Source organism: Francisella sp. SYW-9 (assembly GCF_008711465.1).
In the GTDB taxonomy this organism is placed as follows: domain Bacteria; phylum Pseudomonadota; class Gammaproteobacteria; order Francisellales; family Francisellaceae; genus Francisella.
This window is the reverse complement of sequence record NZ_VXKQ01000007.1, coordinates 182,031-200,073: the sequence shown is the minus strand read 5'-3', so window position 1 is coordinate 200,073 and position 18,043 is coordinate 182,031. Positions and strand designations below refer to the sequence as shown.

Here is an 18,043-nt window from a genome sequence, read left to right as displayed (position 1 = left end):
ACTTTGAGCACTTTGAGCAGATGTACTATTTTGATCGTCAGCGTTATTTTGCTTATTGTTAGTTTTTGAGTTTGATGTGGTTTTAGATTTTGAAGATAGAGGTATTTTTTCTTTAGGTAAATATAAATCGCCTGTTTGGCCACATGATGATAATCCTACAATACCTGCTGAAATAAATATTAAAGGTAATAGTTTTTTCATTATTCTTAATATAATTTTCTTAATATACGCTGGGTTTAAATTTATCAATAAATATTGATATTAGCAATTGGATTATCTATTTAATTTTTAAAGTGATAAAATTTTATAACCTTTTATTTTTAAATTATAGCTTATGAGATTTGTTGATTTTACCGGAGTTGGTGAGGCAACTATAAAGGCATTAGCTAAATATAATTTACATACTCCAGAAGATTTACTGACTATTTTTCCAAAGGAGTACAAAGATACACGCTATATAACTCCAATAAGAGATTTGGTAAGTGATAAAAAATCCTTAATAGAGGGTAGAGTTAATAATATAAGTTATAAAAAGTTTGGTAAGAAGTTTTTACGCTTTACGGTAAGTGATGAAACTGGTATTTGTACGATTGTGCTTTTTAAGTTTTATCCTAACCAGATAACAATGTTAGAAAAGGCTCAATATATTAGATGTTACGGTAAGGTAGAGTTATCTTTGAACCCGCAGATGGTACATCCAGAGTGGGCAGTGGTTAATAATGGTAATAGTTCATTAGAACAAAAATTATCTGCAGTTTATAGAATTAAAAAGGTTTCAGATAAGCTTATAGCAAAGGTGATATCTAAAATCTTATATGAGAAGAAGGTTATAAATATACTGCCCCAAGAATATTTAAGGCAGTTTGGTTTGATGAGCTTTGTAGATGCTCTTTATTATGTTCATGCATTGACAAACTCGATTGATGATAAATATCTATTCAAGGCTAGATCATCAATTAAATTTGAGGAGATGTTAGCTTATAAGTTAGCTGAAGAAAGTATTAAAAAAGATATGACCAAACCAATGTCTGCAAAACTTTCTTTAAGTTTAAATGATAAGCAGAGCTTTCTTGAAAAGTTTCCTTATAGTCTTACAAATGCACAATCTCGAGCAATTGATGAGATTATGACTGATATTGGTCAAAAAACTACCATGATAAGACTTCTTCAAGGAGATGTTGGGGCTGGAAAGACTATTGTGGCTGCTATGGCGCTATATGCAACTGTAAAATCAGGGTATCAAGCAGCAATAATGGCACCAACAGAGATTTTAGCTGAACAGCATTTTAGTTTTTTATCAAATTATTTTTCTAATTTTGATATTGAGGTTGTACCTTTGCTAGGTAAATTGACAGCAAAACAAACTAGAGAAAGCCTTGAAAAGATAAAAACTCTTAAAGACTGTGTGGTTGTTGGTACGCATGCGATTTTTCAGGATAGGGTAGAATATTGTAACCTAGGTCTGGTTGTAGTTGATGAGCAACATAGATTTGGTGTGGAACAACGTTTAGCTCTAATAAATAAAGCTTCATCTAATGGGAATAACTTAGCCCCTCACCAGCTTATAATTTCTGCGACTCCGATTCCTAGGACATTAGCCATGACACTATATGGTAATCTCAAATTATCTATACTTGATGAGCTACCTCCTAATCGTAAGCCGATTGTGACAACAGTGTTAAATCGTGCAAAAAAAGAAAGTTTAATTACAAAGCTTAGAGATGCAGTATCTAGAGGAGAGCAAATTTATTGGGTTTGCCCACTTGTTGAAGAATCTGAAGATCTTGATTTTTTACAGGATGTCAAAAGTTTGCATAAAGAATTATCAGATTTTCTAGGTCAGGATAGAGTAGGTCTTGTATATGGGAGTATGAAATCTAAAGAAAAGATTCAGGAAATGAATGCTTTTAAATTAGCAGAATATGATGTGCTTGTGGCAACAACAGTTATAGAGGTTGGTGTTGATGTGCCAAATGCCAGTATTATGATAATCGATAATGCAGAGAGGCTAGGAATATCTCAACTTCATCAGCTAAGAGGACGAGTCGGTAGAGGAGCAAAAGAGAGCTTTTGTATACTTTTATACGGTGATAGAATTAGTGAGGTTGGTAAAAAAAGATTATCACTAGTTAGAGAGTCTCAAGATGGTTTTTACTTGGCTGAAAAAGATTTGGAGATTCGTGGCGCTGGCGATATATTGGGCAAAGAGCAATCTGGAGTTTCAACATTTAAAACTTTTGATATAAATGAATATTATGATAACTATGAAAAAGTTGCTCAATTAGCAGAGATAGTTGTCCATAATAATCCTAGTGTTGCAAAAAAACTAGTAGATAAATGGTTTAATAAAAGAGTTAATTATGTGGATGTGTAAGAAATGGTTTTAGCAAGTGTAGTAGCAATAGTTATAGCATTATTATTTACCTTATTAATAGCTAGATCTTTATATAGATTTAGTATTAAGAAAGGTAAGTTATCGACAAAAGATTATATTATAAATGCGGTAATTTTAGCTTTTATATTTTTCTGCTTAAGTAGTTTTATTTATGTTGTTCTATTGAATATTATTTATTAATTTTTGTTGTCTAATTTTCTAAAAAAGCTTAATATTTGCCTTAATTATTTTTTAGGTTGTAGTGAACATGTATTTTACTGTTATTTTTTTAGTTATAACATTATCTGCTTTGTGTATGGTTTATATGCTGTATAAACTTTTTAAAGATCATGATCAGTATCCTGTACAAAAGCTATCTCAAAAAATAGCTTTAGCTTGTACTGGTGTAATTTCTTTTATTGCTGATACTATAGGTGTAGGGAGTTTTGCTGTTAATATAGCTGTTGCAAAGACTTTTAAGTTAGCAAAAGATATTGAGCTTCCTGGATTTGTAAATGGTGCTCAGATTATACCTGGTGCCATTGAGGCGATTTTCTTTTTAGGGGTGTTGCATGTTGATCTTGTTACTTTAATAGTTCTTGTGCTTGGGGCTACATTGGGTGGTTTTATCGGAGGCGTATTTGCTTCAAAAATTAATGCTACAGCAGTTAGACTTATCATGATATTTGCATTTGTTGGGGTTATTCTTTTATTACTTGGTAATTTGTTTAATATTTTACCTGTAGGTGGCGATCTGATGAAGCTATCAGGTATTAAACTTATTGTTGGCTTTATAGGGATGTTTTTTGCAGGATTTTTAGTTTGTTTCGGTGTTGGGTTATTTGCTCTAGTTGAGGCTATATTATTCTTACTTGGGATGTCACCAAAAGTTGCGTTTCCAATTATGACAACAGCGGGAGCTATTCAGCAACCTGTTACTACATTTGCATTTTTAATGAATAATACTATACCTCTTAAAAAAGCTTTGATAGTTGGTTGTTTCGGAATCATTGGAGTATTTATTGGAGTCAATATTGTTACAATGCTATCAGCAGATGGATTGCATTGGTTATTAGTTGTGGTTATAGGTTATAATACAATCTCTTTAATTAGATCTTTTATGAAATCAAAGGATAATCAAGCTTAAAAATTACCTTATTACTGTTATAATATCCTTTGAATTTTAATATTTTTCCAATGAGAGGATTTCTAAAATGGCGGTTATTAAAACAGAAGACCTAATAAATAGCGTTGCAGAAGCTCTGCAGTATATTTCTTATTATCATCCAAAAGATTTTGTTGATGCGATGTATGAGGCGTATCAGCGTGAAGAGTCAAAGCCAGCAAAAGATGCAATGGCTCAGATCCTTATAAATTCAAGAATGTCAGCGACTGGTAAACGACCAATTTGCCAAGATACAGGAATGGTTTGTGCATTTGTGAAAGTCGGTATGGATGCAAAACTTGATAAAACAGATAGGACAATCACAGAGCTTGTTAATGAGGGAGTTCGTAGAGGTTATGCAGATGAGCACAACCCACTTAGAGCATCTATGGTTTTCCCACCTCATGGAGCTAGAAAAAATACTAAAGACAATACTCCAGCTATTGTACATATTGATTTAGTCCATGGTGATAAAATTGATATAGATATTGCTGCAAAAGGTGGCGGATCAGAGTTTAAGTCAAAATTTAAAGTACTAAACCCTAGTGATAGTATTGTTGATTGGGTTGAAGAAATGTTGCCAACTATGGGCGCTGGTTGGTGTCCTCCAGGAATTATAGGTATAGGTGTTGGTGGTACTGCTGAGAAAGCTATGCTTTTAGCAAAAGAGTCTCTTGGCGAAGAAATCAATATGCAAGATATCATAAAAAATGGTCCTCAAAATGAAACTGAACAATTAAGACTAGATATCTATAATCGTGTTAATGCTCTGGGTATCGGCGCACAAGGCCTTGGTGGTTTAACAACTGTTTTAGATGTTAAAGTAAATGAATATCCTACGCATGCAGCATGTAAGCCTGTAGCACTTATTCCAAACTGTGCTGCTACACGTCACGTACACTTTACATTAGACGGCTCCGGTGCTGTAGATTTAGCTGCTCCTAAATTAGAGGATTGGCCTGTAATCGAGCAAGATCAAAATGATGATGTTAAAAGAATAAATCTTGATACTGTTACTAAGGAAGAGATTGAATCTTTAAGATCAGGAGATAATGTTTTAATAAGTGGTAAGATCCTAACTGGTCGTGATGCAGCTCATAAGCGTTTACAAGATATGTATGAAGCCGGAGAAGACTTCCCTGTAAGCTTAAAAGATAGATTTATCTATTATGTAGGTCCTGTTGACCCTGTTGGCGATGAGGTTGTAGGACCTGCTGGACCAACTACGGCTACGCGTATGGATAAGTTTACTCCTTTCATGCTAGAGAAAGCTGGGATAGCTGGAATGATAGGTAAATCTGAAAGAGGTCAAGCGACTATAGACTCTATCAAAAAGAATAAAGCTGTATATCTTATGGGTGTTGGTGGAGCAGCTTATCTAATATCTAAGTCTATCAAAAAGGCTGAAGTTGTTGCGTTTGCGGATCTTGGTATGGAAGCTATTTATGAGTTTGAAGTTGAGGATATGCCAGTAACAGTCGCTGTTGACTCACTTGGTGTGTCAGCACATCAACAGGGTCCTAAACTATGGAAAGCAAAAATAGCCGAAATTAAGAAGTAAATTTGCAGATTTTCTGTGATATGATTGATATTAGATTCATAACCAAGGGGATATAAAAATGAAGAAAATATTATTAGCAACTATATTACTAGCACCTTTTATAATTTTTGCGGATTCTAGCAATGCTAACGATAATGCTCAGCAAAATAACCAGCAACAACAGAAGTTTGAAGCAAGAAAAGCAAAGATGAGTGAAAGAATGCAAAATAGAATCACAAAAATGCAACAAAAATTAGATAAAATGCAGCAAGCAAAATCATGTATTGATAAAGCTGTGACAAAAGATGATATGAAAGCTTGTAAGCCTCAGTAATTAAAAGTTACAAATAATCTCAAAATATTCTTCCAAAAAATCTAAAATGAAAGGTTTAATTTATGCAAGATATAGTATTTCTTATTATAAAAATATTTTTTGTTATTTTGGCAGTATCTGTAATAGGTATGTTGGTAGCTATAGTTTTAAAGAAGCCTAAGTATAAAAATGATGATTTAGTTATTGATGATAAGCATAAATAGTTATCTAAGCTAAGGAAGTGTAGATGAAAATAGTGTTTTACGCAGATGCTATTGGCCAGCTATATAATTGCATTGCTATAGCTCAACAGCTAAGACAGATGGGTCATTCGTGTTTATTTCTGGTAGATTCATCGTATTCTCAGATAATAGAAGAGTATAAGTTTGAATGCGTTACTATAAGAACTAACCCTTCAGAATCTGCAAAGCAAGCATGGGATCAATTGGTTAATTCAGGTGTTAAATACTGGAGAAAAAAGTCTATTGATCAAATAAAAGGGTATATATTACCTTACTATAGTTTGATAGTTGAGTCCTCTTTAGCAGCAAATTCAAATATTGAACATGTACTAAAAACAATAGACTATGATGTGTTATGTGTTGATGATGTTGTTACTTACCCAGCTGTTGTAAAGAGTTCTAAACCATGGGTAAGAATAGTTTCATGCTTTGAAACAGAAATTCAAGATGATGAAATACCTCCTCATTTATCTGATTTTTCAACACATGAAGCAGGGGAGTGGAAGAGTTTTGAATTAGCTTTCCATGAAAGTATTAAAGAAGTACACCAAAAATATAATATGTTTCTTAAACGAAATGGTGTCGAAGAGTTGCCTTTGGGCAGGCTGCTAAACCCATCTCCTTATTTAAACTTGTTACTAACACCTAAAAGCATAGCTTATCAAAGAAAAGAACCATTGTCTCAAAAATTTGTTTATTTAAATGCTAGTGTGAGAGTTTCACCAAGCGAAAGTAACAGTAACAATATCTTTTTTGATGTTAAGTATCAGAATTATCCTCTAATTTACCTATCATACGGCTCTATGGGGCATGCTGACTTTGAGTTTACTAACCGACAGCTTCAAAGTTTAAAAAACAAAAGCTATAGGGTTATTGCAAGTGTTGGGAATGAGTTTATTTCTGAATATAGAGACTTATCAGATAATATTCAGCTGGTGCCTTTTACTTTTCAACCAGATATAATCAAACAGGCAGATGTAGTTATCTTTCATGGAGGAAATAATACTTTTAATGAAGTTCTATATTTTGGTAAACCTTCTATCGTTATTCCTTTTGCTTGGGATGGTTTTAATGTTGCATCCAGAGTTCAACAGTTAGGTTTAGGAATATATGTCCCTCGCTATTCAGAGAGTGTATTTTATCTTGATAAGGCTGTTAATAGACTTTTAAATAATAAAGAAATGATCGATAAACTAGCAGTTATAAGTGAAGTTTTGCAAAAAGAACCTGGTTCTGAGCAAGCAGCTTATTCAATAGCGCAAATTGCAAATAAGTACTCATAGACTAATTTAATTTTTTAATATACTCCTTCCTATATACTTAGAGATTAATCTTAACCTCCTTATATGATATATTTTATCTTATTTGATTTTGGAAAAAGATAAAATAGTGAATAAAGATAAAATCTTCGAGTTTATAAAAAAGGTTCAAGCAATAGCACATACTGGAGTTGTTTATTCAAAGTGTGAATATGCACTAGATAATTATCATGAGCTACTTGAGTTAAGTACTAAAATGCTCCATGAATATATAAAGTCAGATGTTCAACCGTATGATATTTACTTGGGAACCCATTATCCAACACCACAACCCGGAGTTCGAGTAGTTATATTTAAAGACAATAAGCTTTTAATGGCTCAAGATGTAGATACTCCAGGTGAATGGACAATCCCTGGCGGATGGTGCGACATTGATCTTTCACCGGTTGAAACATGCGTTAAAGAAGTAAAGGAAGAAACTGGGTATGATATTGAGGTAACTAAGTTTTTGGCATTAATGGATAGAAATAATTATACTCAAAGTGAAATTTATAATGTTTATAGTTTAGTTTTTTTAGCTGAGATTGTTGGAGGTGAGAATAATCCTAATTTTGAGGTTGATAAGGTTGAATTTTTTGAGTTAGACAATCTGCCAATACTATCGCACAAATTAACTAAAAAAGAGTTGGATATCATTTTAGATACATATAGAAATAATCAAATATATTACGAGTAGGGTTTACATTTAGATTATAGATAAATACCATTTGTACTAATTTAGTAAAAATGAGAAATTAAATGATAATTTTAGGTGTACATCTAACAATAATTTTAAAATTTATAGTAACACTCTTAGCCATAATTAATCCTTTTTCTATTTCAGGGATATATTTAGATGCAGTAGATTCGTTAAGTAAAAAAGAGCAAAATACTTTTGCTTTTACTGTTGCAGTTGCTGTATTGATAACGCTGATTATTGTAACCTGGATTGGTATTAGCGTTTTAAATGCTTTTGGTATAAATATTGATGCGTTTAGATTTGGCGGAGGCATAATTGTACTTTTCTTCGGTTTAAGAGTTATTGGTGTTATTCCTCCAATGCCAAGTTCAAAAGCCCAGCAAGATACTAAAAAATTAGCAATTGTACCAATTGCAATTCCTTTAATTGCCGGTCCTGGCTCATTAGTGGCAACAATCTCTGATGTTCATGTTTACTTTACAACATCAGAAACTAAGATTGTTGCATCAGGTTGTGTGTTGTTAGTTACTTTAATGTTATGGATGTTTTTTAGAGAGCTGCCAAGAATCTTAGATATTCTAGGTCATAATGTTATGGATATTATTGCTAAAATAATGGGACTATTTCTAACTGCATTAGCTGTTGAAATGATGTTTGATGGAATCAAAGGATTCTTTTTTTAGAATTTTAAACTTGCTGAAAAAACTTGACTTTATACTAAAAGCTTATGAGAATAATTTAGTGTCTTAGAAGTAATAAAGGGATATTAGATTATGAAAATGATAATTAAAATAGCATGCTTATTTTTGACTGCATTTTCTGTTGAAATAATGCTTGATGGTGTTGATGATTTCTTGTTTATTTAGTAGGTTTAGATTCAACCTATAAGGAAATATAATGATAAAAGTATTTGGTATAAATAACTGCACAAGCGTTAGAAATGCTCTTAAATTTTTTGAAGAAAAAGGCAAGAAGGTAGAGTATGTTAACTTAAGAAAAGAAAAACCTACTTGGCAAGAGATGCAAAAAATAAAGCAAATTGGTAATTTTGAGGTTATTGATTTATTTAACTCTAATGGTAAACTTTTTTCAGAAATGGGTTTAAAAGAAAAGTTTGGTAGCTTATCTGAAGAAGAAGCTTTAAAGCTGTTAATCACAGATGCTTTATTGTTCAAGCGACCTTTAGTTGTTGATGGAGATTATGCTAGAACTGGTTGGAATAAAAAAGAATATCAAGAAAAGTGGGGATGAAACCATTAATTAAGACTGAGCATTCACCTCTGCTTTAGCTGCTGCAATTTGTGAGTCTAAACTAGCAGCCTTTGAAAGGTTTTGATCAGCTTTTGCATTGAGTACTTTTGCTTGATCTTTTTCGTATTTTGCTTTTGAACTACTTTCCTTTGATTCTTTTTCAAGATTACTAGCATCTGTGATTAAGTTATCTGCTTGTAATTTTTGGTTTTTTGCTGTTTGATTTAGCTCTTGCTGTTGTTGTTGTAGATTAGCTAAAGCTTGCTCTTTTTTATTAGGTCCACATGATGCTAATAGTAGAGCACAAGCCCCGGTAACTAATGTAACTGTTAATGTTCTTTTTAAATTCATCTCTTTCTCCTTCAATTTCAGTGCAAATTATATTATACAGCTCAACGAAAAAATTATTTCATTACAGCTATAACAACATTATGATAGAGAAAAAAATATTAGTAAATATTAAATTATATGGTTTTAGGAATTATGTACTTTTTGTTAATTATTTATTTAAAATAAATTAACAGCATGAAGAAACATCATGAAACAAAAGACAGTTATAACTCCAGCAGTAAAATTTAGCTCATTTCTATTGCAGAAGATTGACACTAAAAACCAAACTATGATTCCTGTGGCAATTCCAGTTGAAATTGATGAAGATAAGGTCATCATGATGATAGTGAAAAAAGCAGGTGTGGCTTGAACAAAATCATACCAATTTACTTTTGAGACTTGTTGCATCATCATTATTCCAATTAGCACAAGTGCTGGAGATATTACTTCTATAGGGATTGAGCTTATTAAAGGAGATAAAAATAAAAATGGTAAAAACATTAATCCAGCAAATATTGCAGTAAGACCAGAGCGAGCTCCTTGAGCAATACCTACACCAGATTCAACTACAACGGTTGATGGACTCGAGCCTAATACTCCTGAGATAGTTGCACTAGCAGCATCAACAAGAAAAGTTCTCTTAAGCTCTTTATCTGTTGGTGAACATTTTTTTCTCATGCTACTATAGTGACTTGATATGGCTCCAGTTCCATCAAATAGGCTTAGAAAACAAAAAGTAAAAATTGTTGGCAAAATTGCGAACTTTAAGCCATTAGTAAAGTCAATTTGCCCAATTAATGAAAAGTCAGGTAAGCTTATAATATGATTAGGGAGAGATACTATTTTTTCATGGCTAATATAAGAAATAGGGAATGATAAAATATACCCAATAACAATCACTATAATAATTGATGCTGGAATTTTTTTTATAAACAGAATTATTAGTAAAATTAGACATACTAAAAATAATACAATATGTGGGTTAATAGTATTTAGAGTTAATAGACCTTCATGAGATGTTATAAAGTGGCTATTTACAAAGCCAATATAAGCTATAAAAAGTCCTATGCCAGCACCGAGAGATTGCTTGATTGATTTTGGTAAACTAAGCATAATTTTAGTACGGATATTTAAAATGACAAGTAAGCTAAATATAATCCCAGACCAGAATGTAGCACCTAGTGCAGTTTGCCATGGTAAGTGATAAACAGATACTGCAGTATATGCGAAGAAAATGTTCATTCCCATTCCTGGTGCAATTACAAATGGATTGCGAGTAAAGAGTCCCATCATTATACTACCAAGTGCAGACAGTACTATAGTACTAGTAACTAAGGCATTGCTAGGCATGCCTGTGGATTCTAAAATCTTGGGGTTGACTACTATGATGTATGAGATTGCCAGAAAGGTAGCAAGACCTGCGAAGAACTCTTTTTTTATTGAGGTATTATTTGCTTTTAGGTCAAAAAAAGTCTCTATTTTGTGTAACATTTTGATGCTGATAAAATACTAAAGGCTATATTTTAGTGATTAGTATAAGAAAAGTCTATCTAACTTTAGTTTATTTATTGTATTCTACCACGTAGAACTATATCCCATATATCAGTGACTATATCATTCTCAGTTACATAAAATTTATCATAAAGGTTAATAGTTGGATCACAGTGAGGTACTATAATTTCTATAATCTCACCTACACATGGTAAATTATTTCCTGTGACTTTACCATGCTCATCTCCAAAACCATCCCAATCATATTTTAAATTTGGATGACTTATAATTTGTGGTAAAGTAGTTTCTTTATATATTGCCTTAGTTCCTGCATCTACAGTTACATGGGTTTTAGTGTTTGCACTTATGACAGTGGTCAGTAATGTCATAGCTGCTCTAAAAGTTATTGTTTTATCTATGTCGTAGTATTCTTTATCCATAACTGTATACGAGCCTGGCTGTATTTCAGTTACACCTTCTATATTACAGTCAATTTCAAATGTACCAGTTCCAGATCCTGATTGTATTAGATTAGATAAGCCTGTAACTTGTTCTATTTGTGCTTTTAGTTCGGTTGCACGATTTAAAAGCTGTTCTGTAGCATTAATACGCTGTTGCATATCTTTGATATGTTGTAGATGTCCAGCATAGCATTGAATCCCCATCATTTGTAAATGTTCTTTCTCATTAGCAATTACTGCAAGTTCTAAAGCAGTATTAAAATCTACACCAGTACGACTAATACCTGCATCAATATCAATAAGTATATTGATTTGTTGTTGAAGTTGTTCTCCTAATGTATCTAGCTGTTGGATATTTTCTAAAGAGTCTGTAACAATGATAGTTTTTGGAGATAGTTGAAGGATTTTTGTGAGAGTTTTAAGTTTTTTGTCTGTAACAATCGGAGATGTAATTAATAAACCTTTTATACCTGCCTTTGCAAGCTCTAATGCTTCAGTAGGTTTAGCTATTGAAATTCCGATACTTTCATAATCTAATTGTAATTTACAGATGTTTGGGCATTTATGGGTTTTAGCGTGTGGCCTTACTTGCTTGCCTTTCGCTTTAGCAAATTCTTGCATTTTCTTGATATTATCTATTAGTTTTACCTTATCTATAACCAAGCACGGAGTATCAAGATCAAGCTTATGTTTACCTATTATATTGTTATCCATTATTTTCTCTCTCTTTAGTTTTTAAATGTAGTGCAAAAATAGTATTTATGAGGTTAAAATAATATTTTGTTTTATTGTTTAGTATATTTTATATATAGATTATCTAGCTGTTGTCTGATATTGATACCAATTTGTTGATAGTCGTACTCTCTTAAATTTGCTAATGAGACTCTAGCGGAAGGGTGTTTAACATCAAACCCTTTACCAGGAAGTAAAACAATGCCTGTTTCTTTTGCTAAGGTTTTTAAAGTTTCTGGCCCATTATGATTTTGCATTAGCCATATAGAAAAATCTTCATTATATATTTCTTTTGAAAGCTCTTCTAAATCTAGTAATGTATAGTAGCCGACATTATTTTCATCATAATTCTTTTGTAACTGTGGTGATATCGACCTATATAGAATATTGTAACGTCTGCGAATAAGATTTTTTGCTTCTTTACGATAAATATCTTGGTTATCTAGCAGACTAGAAAGAGCAAATAGAGTCATTTGTAATTGCTGTGGTAGAGAAATTCCAGCTGTATGGTTTAGAGCAACTGAGCGGCTATCAGCAACTAATCTATCAATAAACTTTAATTCTCTAGGAGTAGGTGTTAATGATCCATAATGCTTATCGAGTTCTTTAAGCTTTTGATTATTTAGGTTATTAATTAAAGAGTCAAAAATATTATTTTTGTGTAATGCAATAGTTCCAATACGCCATCCTGTGGCTCCAAAATATTTTGAAAAAGAATATACACAGAGAGTATTGTAGGGGCATTTAGAAAATATTGATTCAAAATTATCAGAGAATGTAGCATAAACATCATCTGTGATAATCATAAGTTCTGGTCTATTACTTTTTATAATTTTAGCTAAACTATTTAACGTTAAATTATTCATTTTTACAGATGGAGGATTGCTGGGATTAACCAAGCATAAGATTTTGATAGATGGATCTATTAACTTCTTGAACTCTTCATCTGAGACTTGCCAGTCATTTTTTTCATTAGCATGAATATGAACTATTTCATTATTATATTCTGGTAGTTGAGGTATCTCAAGATATGGTGAAAAAATTGGAGTGATCATGGCAACTTTATCATTTTGTCTGAGTAAACCATTTATCTTTAAAGATTGAAATATATATGTCATTGCTGCAGTTCCACCCTCTGTTGCGAAGATATCAAATTCTAGAGGTGTGTCGGTAGCTTGATATAATTCATCACGTAAATAATGCATAACAATATTTTCCATGATAGGTAGCATTCTAGGAGGGTAAGGATAATTACATCCTAAAAAAGCACCAACCATTTCATATAATAGATTTTCTTTATTAACTCCTAAGTGATCATTGGCAAAAGATAGAGTAGCTTTTAGAAAGTTAATACCACTTTCATTTTTGTTAATTAAAGAGTATTGATCGAACCTCTCTAGAATTCCTTTTTTCTCAGGTAATCCTCCAAAAAGTTCATCAAGATAAGAATATGAGCGTTCAGATTCTTTAATAGCAAAATCTCCAAGACGTAAGAATGCATGTCTTGGTGATGTTGCTAAAAAATTAGGGTTTCCTCTACCTGCGTTTAGCATTAATCTATCTGTTTTACTCTCGGCAAGCTTTATGAGTTCTTCTTTAAATTCAAAAGGGCTTAAATCTTGGTTATTCATAGTAGTAATCCTTACTTTGGAGTATAGTTAGTAAAACAGTTAAGTAAGTATTAGTCAAAGAATATATGAAAGAGTGGCTTACCAAAAAGGTATGAATAATTCTTTTTAAAAGCATCTTATGAGTGTGATGATACTTGAGTGCCTATAGGTTAATAATAAGACCATAGAAATAACATTTTGTAAAAATTATTATTGAATATTTATATACCCTCCAGCGACTGATTCAATTAATGACTCTAATTCTAATTCTAGTAGAGTAGATACTACTTGGTTATATGGTAGGTTGGATCTTGTTATAATTTTGTCTAGAGTTGTTAATTCAGTATCAATACTATCTAATATAGTTTTCTCAATAGTGCTGAGGTCTTTGTGATCGTTATTTTTTAATAAGTATGAGTCGTCTTTTTGTGTAATTATAGAGTGTATATTAATTTCTTCGAGAATATCATTTATATTACAAACTAGTTTTGCGCCTTGTTTGATTAACTCATTAGTCCCTTCACTTGTTTGACTAAAAATACTACCAGGTATAGCAAAAACTTCTTTATTTTGTTCTAAAGCAAGTTGGGCAGTAATCAGTGAGCCACTTTTTTTAGCTGCCTCAACAATTACAACACCTTTTGCTAAACCGCTAATTATACGATTTCTTTGAGGAAAATGGTGACGTAAGGGAGCTGTACCTAATGGTAGCTCGGAAATTATTAAGTTTTCTGTATTTAGTAATTTTTCATAGAGGTTTTTATTTGAGCTTGGGTATATGATATCAACTCCTGTGCCAACAACTGCTATTGTGTTGAGATCATTTTCGATTGCAAACTTATGGGCTAATGTATCAATACCATAAGCAAGGCCACTTACTATTGATAGTTCTGATCCTTTTAGCTCGCTACATATTTTACTTGTGGCATTTTTGCCATATATAGTATTATTTCTTGCCCCAACTATAGCAAGTTGAGATTCTTTTAGAAGTTCTATATTTCCACTACAGTATAAAGTTATAGGAGGGTTCGATATTTGTTTTAAATTTTTTGGATAGTTGCCATCTAGAAATGTTAATAACTGATTTTTGGGGTTAATTAGCCATTTTTTAACTTTATCTAGATATGTTTTATATTTTTTGTTATTTAGAAAGTCTATAGTTTCCTGGCGTAAAGATAGAGTTTTTGAATATTTGGATGGGGAATTAATTATGTCTACAAAATCAATGTTTTGAGATAAAGCTTTTAGAAATCTACTAGACCCAAAGTATGGTGTATATGATAATATAACTAGGCTTTTAGAACTATCTTGCATTATAAAGTCGTTGTTGCCATTGCATCGCCAGTTATCTCTTGTAAAGAGTTTACTACTAGCATAATAGAGTAATGTTGAGATTGTCTATAAATAAATCCATAGCCAATATACCTAGGAGGTACAGGGAAACCATCAGTCCTAGTGGCTGGTTCATACAATATCATTTCTGTTCCAAGTTTCAATCCATCAGAAGAGCCTTTATTTAAAACAATGCTGTTATAAGATGATGAGAATGTATTTGTATTTATAACATCTTCCATTACATTGGCAATAATTTTATCGTTAACTTTGAAGGTTTCTTCAGGAAGCTTCTCAGAAACAATATCATTAGGAATTACATAATCTCCAACACTAGCTTCACGACTCAGATTTTTAGTTAGTAAGGCAGTGACTCCTTTAAAAGTGAACTTATACATTGCAGTACCTAATCTATAAACTTTTTGGTCATCATTAAAGCTAGATATAGGCTTTGGTTTTGATACGATAATAAAGTTGCTATTATCATCTTTTGCAGTGTATTGTTTATTGGCAAATATTGTGAAATTAGGCCCTAAAACAGGTCTTTTTTGGCGAGAATCATATATTTCAGCAGTGTCTTTTAGTTGGTCTCCATTGAGAAGATATACATTTGAGAAAAATTTAGTGTAATCTGCTGTGCGTAAATGCTTTAAGTTATGCTCGATATTATCAATTTGTTCAACTAACTTACTCTCAATAGATATTTCTACCCTTTGGTTAATTGCTCTATTAGCGCTAGAGTCATTAGGGGCTATAGGGTCTTGATATCCTAATGCCTCGATCTTGATGCCATCGCTAGGTTCAATGCCATCATCTGTTCCTAGGCCTTTTTTAACTAAATACTCCCTAACACTTACAGCTCTATTTTTTGATAGGCGGATATTACTTTCAGTTAGTAGGTTTTTGTCAGTAATAAGGTCAGAATCAATCTTTCCTGCATAGCCTTTAATTGTGAACCTAGTAGTACCAGTAAGTTTCAGATAAGCGTATAGCTTATTTAACACAGCTTTTGCTTGATCATTTAAGGTGAAGCTATCACTTTCAAACTTAATATTAGTCTCTATTAAATCAGCACCTTGTTGACGTTGTATACATATGAACGATTTATCACTTTTTAGCATTTCAGGGCTACAGTATTTTAGTGTTGGGAAAGATAGGGGTTTATTGTCTTTTGTACCCATGGTGTCGCAGCCAGTGATAAAAGTTGCAAATGCTACAAAAAGAATAATATATAATAGCTTCTTCATATTTTATGTATCTAAAGAGATTCTCTATGAAAGTTATTCTACTATAATTTAATAATGTTTGTGTAGAATATTTGTGACTTTTGTACCCTCATCAAAAAGTGTTTTGTATAAAGATTAGATGAATAAAAATCTTAAATATGGTATCTTGAAAAGCAAAATGTTAACAATAGAAATAGTATGAAAGTTGCACCAGATAGTTTTGTGAAAATGCATTTTAAGTTTAGACTTAAAGATGGCTCAATTGCTGAGGATACTGAGAATTACAATAGACCTTTTATATTTCAGATGGGTCAAGGTTGTTTTACAGATAAGGTTGAAAATGAGCTTGTAGGGGCTGTTGTTGGTGACAGTAAAAGAGTTGTTTTAATGCCAGAAGAGGCTTTTGGTGAGAAACATCCTGCAAGTATTTATTCTGTTCCAAAATATAGATTTCCTAAAGATATGGAGCTTGAAGAAGGTCTGATCGTATCTTTTAGTCAAAAAGATGGTTCTAAGCTTCCTGGGCTAGTCACAGAGATAGCTAAGGATGATGTTACTGTTGATTTTAATCATCCACTATCAGGTCAAATAATAGTTTTTGAAGCTAAGATATTAGATATCGCTGATGAAGAGGGCAAGTTAGATGAAAATATTACTAGCTAATCCACGTGGCTTTTGCGCTGGTGTTAGTAGAGCTGTTGAAACAGTTGAAAAAGTTTTAGAAGTTGAAAAATCTCCTGTATATGTGCGCCATGAAGTTGTACATAATAAAGTAGTTGTAGATTCACTTAAAAAGAAAGGGGTTATCTTTGTCAAAGATGTTGATGAAGTTCCAGATGATTCTGTGTGTGTGTTTAGTGCTCATGGAGTCTCTTTAAAAGTTGAGGAAGCTGCTGCAAAAAAAAATCTTGTTCTTTATGATGCAACATGTCCTTTGGTTACAAAAGTTCATCGAGGTGTTAGATTAGCTAGTAATAATGATGCAGAGTGTGTTCTTGTGGGGCATAAGGGGCATCCTGAAGTTCAAGGAACAATGGGTCAATATCGTAGTAAAAAAGGTGCTATATATTTAGTTGAAAATGAAGCAGATGTCGCTAAACTAAAAATTAATGATCCAGATAATCTTTACTATGCAACACAGACAACACTTTCTGTTGATGAAACACAGAGTATAATACAAGCTTTGAAAGACAGATACCCTAGTATAAAAGGACCTAAAAAAGAAGATATTTGTTATGCAACACAAAATCGTCAAACTGCAATAAAATCTATGCTTAAAGAGATAGATGTATTAGTTGTAGTAGGTTCTAAAAATAGCTCTAATTCAAATAGGCTTAAAGAGCTTGCAACTTTGGTAGGAATGGATTCTTATCTAGTTGATAATCCTTTGGATATTGAAGAATCTTGGTTTGAAAATAAGCAGGTGTGTGGTGTAAGTGCAGGAGCTTCAGCTCCTGAATATTTGGTTCAGGATATAATCACTAAGATATCCGAGGTTTGCAATAATAATGTTGTAGTTGAGGAATTCGAGGGGATTAAAGAAGAAATTCATTTTCCATTACCAAGGCTTTTAAAACAAAAAGCGATTAAAATTAAGGTGAAATAACTTATGCAAAGGTCTATAAGAGGCGCAACAACAATAATAAAGGATACCAAAGAAAACGTCATCGAAGCCACAAAAGAGCTTTTATACTATATTTTGACGAAGAATGCTGTTGAGACTAAAGATATTGTAAATATAATATTTACTGCAACATCTGATATAACTTCAACCTTTCCTGCGGTTGCCGCAAGAGAGGTGGGTCTAACTAGTGTTCCCTTAATAGATTGTCAGCAAATGATGTGTGATGATGCTTTAGAGCTTTGTATTCGAGTTATGTTGACATATAATACAGAAAAGAGTCAGGATGATATCAGGCACGTTTACTTGCATGAGGCAAAAAAACTAAGGCCTGATTTAATAAAATAAAAGGTATAC

20 protein-coding genes are annotated in these 18,043 nt (G+C 32.3%); 13 read left to right on the top strand and 7 right to left on the bottom strand.

Translation table 11 applies throughout. The annotated features are described in order from the left end of the window. Window positions 1-201: LPS translocon maturation chaperone LptM (gene lptM, locus F3D62_RS02935; RefSeq protein WP_150466896.1), on the bottom strand; the 201-nt coding region annotated here is incomplete at its 3' end. A 133-nt stretch (window positions 202-334) separates the two neighbouring features. Here lptM and F3D62_RS02930 point away from each other — a divergent pair. From F3D62_RS02930 to F3D62_RS02890, 10 genes are all read left to right on the top strand, one after another. Continuing rightward, a complete protein-coding gene (locus F3D62_RS02930; RefSeq protein WP_150466756.1) occupies window positions 335-2,374 on the top strand; it encodes an ATP-dependent DNA helicase RecG in 2,040 nt (679 codons plus the stop codon). 3 nt (window positions 2,375-2,377) lie between these two features. Further along, window positions 2,378-2,575, top strand: a complete 198-nt coding sequence (locus F3D62_RS02925) for a hypothetical protein (RefSeq protein ID WP_150466755.1) — start codon at window positions 2,378-2,380, stop codon at window positions 2,573-2,575. 67 nt (window positions 2,576-2,642) lie between these two features. Further along, window positions 2,643-3,521 carry a sulfite exporter TauE/SafE family protein gene (locus tag F3D62_RS02920; protein WP_224732625.1) on the top strand — a complete coding sequence of 293 codons (879 nt, stop codon included), beginning with the start codon at window positions 2,643-2,645 and terminating at the stop codon, window positions 3,519-3,521. Window positions 3,522-3,588: 67 nt separating this feature from the next. After that, the gene (locus tag F3D62_RS02915; protein ID WP_150466754.1) at window positions 3,589-5,100 is read left to right on the top strand and encodes a fumarate hydratase; all 1,512 of its coding nucleotides are present in this window, start codon (window positions 3,589-3,591) and stop codon (window positions 5,098-5,100) included. Between the two features lie 58 nt (window positions 5,101-5,158). Next, complete coding sequence (locus F3D62_RS02910) at window positions 5,159-5,413, top strand: hypothetical protein (protein ID WP_150466753.1); 255 nt, start codon at window positions 5,159-5,161, stop codon at window positions 5,411-5,413. Window positions 5,414-5,475: 62 nt separating this feature from the next. Next, window positions 5,476-5,616: a hypothetical protein gene (locus F3D62_RS12705; protein WP_191092518.1), complete on the top strand. Its 141-nt coding sequence runs from the start codon at window positions 5,476-5,478 to the stop codon at window positions 5,614-5,616. A gap of 23 nt (window positions 5,617-5,639) precedes the next feature. Next, window positions 5,640-6,917, top strand: coding sequence for a glycosyltransferase (locus F3D62_RS02905; RefSeq protein WP_150466752.1), 1,278 nt, complete (start codon window positions 5,640-5,642; stop codon window positions 6,915-6,917). 106 nt (window positions 6,918-7,023) lie between these two features. Next, window positions 7,024-7,629, top strand: a complete 606-nt coding sequence (locus tag F3D62_RS02900; RefSeq protein WP_150466751.1) for an NUDIX hydrolase — start codon at window positions 7,024-7,026, stop codon at window positions 7,627-7,629. A 62-nt stretch (window positions 7,630-7,691) separates the two neighbouring features. Then, window positions 7,692-8,315: a MarC family protein gene (locus tag F3D62_RS02895; RefSeq protein WP_224732624.1), complete on the top strand. Its 624-nt coding sequence runs from the start codon at window positions 7,692-7,694 to the stop codon at window positions 8,313-8,315. 214 nt (window positions 8,316-8,529) lie between these two features. Continuing rightward, complete coding sequence (locus F3D62_RS02890) at window positions 8,530-8,883, top strand: arsenate reductase family protein (protein WP_150466750.1); 354 nt, start codon at window positions 8,530-8,532, stop codon at window positions 8,881-8,883. 9 nt (window positions 8,884-8,892) lie between these two features. Here the strand turns inward: F3D62_RS02890 and F3D62_RS02885 are convergent, their stop codons facing one another. The 6 genes from F3D62_RS02885 to F3D62_RS02860 form a co-directional block, all read right to left on the bottom strand. Continuing rightward, complete coding sequence (locus F3D62_RS02885; RefSeq protein WP_150466749.1) at window positions 8,893-9,234, bottom strand: hypothetical protein; 342 nt, start codon at window positions 9,232-9,234, stop codon at window positions 8,893-8,895. 156 nt (window positions 9,235-9,390) lie between these two features. Then, window positions 9,391-10,704 carry an NCS2 family permease gene (locus F3D62_RS02880; RefSeq protein WP_150466748.1) on the bottom strand — a complete coding sequence of 438 codons (1,314 nt, stop codon included), beginning with the start codon at window positions 10,702-10,704 and terminating at the stop codon, window positions 9,391-9,393. A gap of 74 nt (window positions 10,705-10,778) precedes the next feature. Next, entirely contained in the window at window positions 10,779-11,879 is a 1,101-nt protein-coding gene (locus F3D62_RS02875) for a DSD1 family PLP-dependent enzyme (protein ID WP_191092517.1), read from the bottom strand. A 71-nt stretch (window positions 11,880-11,950) separates the two neighbouring features. Then, entirely contained in the window at window positions 11,951-13,528 is a 1,578-nt protein-coding gene (locus F3D62_RS02870; RefSeq protein WP_150466747.1) for a bifunctional aspartate transaminase/aspartate 4-decarboxylase, read from the bottom strand. Window positions 13,529-13,717: 189 nt separating this feature from the next. Next, a complete protein-coding gene (gene dprA / locus F3D62_RS02865) occupies window positions 13,718-14,821 on the bottom strand; it encodes a DNA-processing protein DprA (protein WP_150466746.1) in 1,104 nt (367 codons plus the stop codon). Next, a complete protein-coding gene (locus F3D62_RS02860; RefSeq protein WP_150466745.1) occupies window positions 14,821-16,086 on the bottom strand; it encodes an OmpA family protein in 1,266 nt (421 codons plus the stop codon). The genes dprA and F3D62_RS02860 overlap by 1 nt, the downstream gene beginning before the upstream one ends. Before the next feature lie 177 nt (window positions 16,087-16,263). On the opposite strand from F3D62_RS02860, the gene fkpB reads away from it, so the two are divergent. Genes fkpB through aroH form a run of 3 tightly spaced genes read left to right on the top strand, consistent with a single transcriptional unit; the run spans window position 16,264 to window position 18,034 of the window. Continuing rightward, window positions 16,264-16,728 carry an FKBP-type peptidyl-prolyl cis-trans isomerase gene (fkpB, locus tag F3D62_RS02855; protein WP_150466744.1) on the top strand — a complete coding sequence of 155 codons (465 nt, stop codon included), beginning with the start codon at window positions 16,264-16,266 and terminating at the stop codon, window positions 16,726-16,728. Further along, a complete protein-coding gene (ispH, locus tag F3D62_RS02850) occupies window positions 16,709-17,671 on the top strand; it encodes a 4-hydroxy-3-methylbut-2-enyl diphosphate reductase (RefSeq protein ID WP_150466743.1) in 963 nt (320 codons plus the stop codon). Before fkpB ends, ispH begins: the two co-directional genes overlap by 20 nt. A gap of 3 nt (window positions 17,672-17,674) precedes the next feature. Then, window positions 17,675-18,034, top strand: coding sequence for a chorismate mutase (gene aroH, locus F3D62_RS02845; protein WP_150466742.1), 360 nt, complete (start codon window positions 17,675-17,677; stop codon window positions 18,032-18,034). The last annotated feature ends 9 nt before the right edge of the window (window positions 18,035-18,043 follow it).